This window comes from Ligilactobacillus acidipiscis DSM 15836, assembly GCF_001435755.1.
GTDB lineage: Bacteria > Bacillota > Bacilli > Lactobacillales > Lactobacillaceae > Ligilactobacillus > Ligilactobacillus acidipiscis.
In genome coordinates this window covers 1-2,243 of record NZ_AZFI01000233.1, presented here as the reverse complement: position 1 = coordinate 2,243, position 2,243 = coordinate 1, and the positions used below count along the sequence as shown (strand labels likewise).

The window sequence follows — 2,243 nt, the reverse complement described above, 5'->3', positions numbered from 1 at the left end:
AGTCGAGCTCCGTGAACCAAAAGTCTGCGCCCATCCAACTTTAACAACAAGTCGCAAAAACCACGACTTATCGTTAAAGTCCGATAATGCTCAACTTTTAACCGGTTCACTCCGCTCTGTTTTCAAAGGAGGAATTTTTATGGCTGATTTTGATTATGATGTTGTCTTTATTGGTAGTGGTCATGCTGCTTTTCATGGGGCCTTTAAATTATTACAGGCTGGGAAAAAAGTTGCTTTTATCGAAGAAGATAAATTAGGTGGGACTTGTCCTAATTATGGTTGTGACGCTAAATTACTTTTGGATGGCCCTTTTGAGGTGATTCAGGACAGCCAGAATTATAAGGGCTTTGGTTTAGATACTGCCCCACAATTAAACTGGGAAGATCTCATGAAATATAAGCACGCCTGGATCGACCGTATTCCCGGGATGATGAAAGAAATGTTCCCTAAAGCGGGGATCGATATCTATGAAGGAAAAGGTAAATTAACAGATGCTCATACGATAAAAGCTGGTGACAAACAAATCACTGCAGCAAATATTGTTATCGCAACTGGTGCACATGACTCGATTTTACCCGCAGCAGGTAAAGAATATATTCATGGCAGCAAAGATTTCTTATCTATTCCACATTTGCCGAAGTCTATTGTCTTTATTGGTGCCGGCTTGATTTCTCTTGAATTTGCCTCGATGGCTGTTAAAGCTGGCACGAAGATCGAAGTTATTGAGTATTCAGATCGGGCCTTGGCTCAATATGACAAGAAGTATGTTGATAAATTAGTAGCCAAAATGAAAGCAGAAGGTGTCAGCTTCCATTTTAACGAAGCTGTTAATGAAGTTAAAAAGAACAATAACGGTTATTCTGTTACGACAGAAGCCGGTTTGAAGTTTGATACAGATTATGTCTTCGGAGCTACAGGGCGTCAGGTTAACACGCAAGATATGGGCTTGGATGAAGTTGGTATCACTTATACTAAAGGCGGCGTTAGTGTTGATGATCATTTGAGGACAAGTTTGAAGAATATTTATGCTAGCGGAGATGTGATCGACAAACAGATCCCTAAGCTAACACCAACTGCAACTTTTGAATCAAATTACATCGCAGCACAGATTTTGGGTAAAGATGACCAGCCGATAGACTATCCGACAGTTCCATTTATCGCCTATACCTTACCGCGAATCGCCCAGATCGGTCTCACTCCAGGACAGGCTCAGGTAGAACCAGATAAATATCAGGAACAAGTTTTACCATATGGCAAGAGTTTTGATACTAAACACGATGATGATGCTGAGCTGACCGTAATTTTTGAAAAAGAAACTCATAAAGTTGCGGGTGCGGTAATTTATGGCGGCCAAGCTGCTTCTTTGATCAATATATTGACATTTGTTGTTGATAAAGGCTTGACTAACGATGACCTGGAGCAAATGATTTTCGGTTTCCCAGATGTTAGTTATTCAATTTTAGGTATGCTAAACCCTAATGGTGCAATGGGTTAATGTAAATTTAATAAAGAAAATGGTCATCCTAAGAATTAGTGTCAGGATGATCATTATTTTTACCGGTAAAACAAGTAAAGATAGCGGTCAATCAAGTTTGTTTATGGTATATTAGTAATAAATCGTGTACGCTTTATTTAGCAGCGAGAAAACTTATTAATATGAAAGGAGACGATTAACCATGGCAAAACAAGATATGGAACTAGCAAATCAGCTCTGTTTTTCGATTTACAACGCTAATCGTCTTTTTGCAAAGTTTTACCAGCAAACATTGGATGAATATAAACTGACCTACCCGCAATATTTAGTCTTGTTGGCTTTATGGGAGAAAGATCAGCGTAATTTACATGACCTTGGGAAAACTTTACACTTGGCAAGTAATACGTTGACTCCCTTATTACGGCGCCTTGAAAACACTGGGTGGATCACACGAGTTCATCCCTTGGAAGACAAAAGGCAGTTAGTCGTTAGCTTGACAGAGATGGGAAAAAAGTTAAAACCGCAAATCGAAGAAAAAATAGCTCATTGTATTAAAGATGTTGGAGAGTTTAGCGTTGAAGATTATCAGAAATTGCTCACGGACAACCAGAAATTGATCAAAAGCTTATTGAAACTGGTTTGACCCTCACTATTTATAGTTCACAAAAAGATCATGTTTAAACGCATGGTCTTTTTGTGTTCTAAGAGCTGTTCAGAGTCAGACTTTGAATCAATATGGTTAAATACGCGTGGTGCTAGTTCGTCATAA

Annotated in this window: 2 protein-coding genes; both read left to right on the top strand. The window is 38.9% G+C overall.

Translation table 11 applies throughout. The features are described from left to right. The first annotated feature begins 139 nt into the window (after nt 1–139). A complete protein-coding gene (locus tag FC65_RS10205; protein ID WP_056972608.1) occupies nt 140–1,495 on the top strand; it encodes a dihydrolipoyl dehydrogenase family protein in 1,356 nt (451 codons plus the stop codon). Nucleotides 1,496–1,676: 181 nt separating this feature from the next. Next, nucleotides 1,677–2,117, top strand: a complete 441-nt coding sequence (locus FC65_RS10200; protein WP_010499346.1) for a MarR family winged helix-turn-helix transcriptional regulator — start codon at nt 1,677–1,679, stop codon at nt 2,115–2,117. Nucleotides 2,118–2,243: the final 126 nt, after the last annotated feature.

Bases quoted from the DNA above. Each gene is read 5' to 3' on its own strand.
- FC65_RS10205 (WP_056972608.1), top strand. From the start codon at position 140: ATGGCTGATTTTGATTATGATGTTGTCTTTATTGGTAGTGGTCATGCT.
- FC65_RS10200 (WP_010499346.1), top strand. From the start codon at position 1,677: ATGGCAAAACAAGATATGGAACTAGCAAATCAGCTCTGTTTTTCGATT.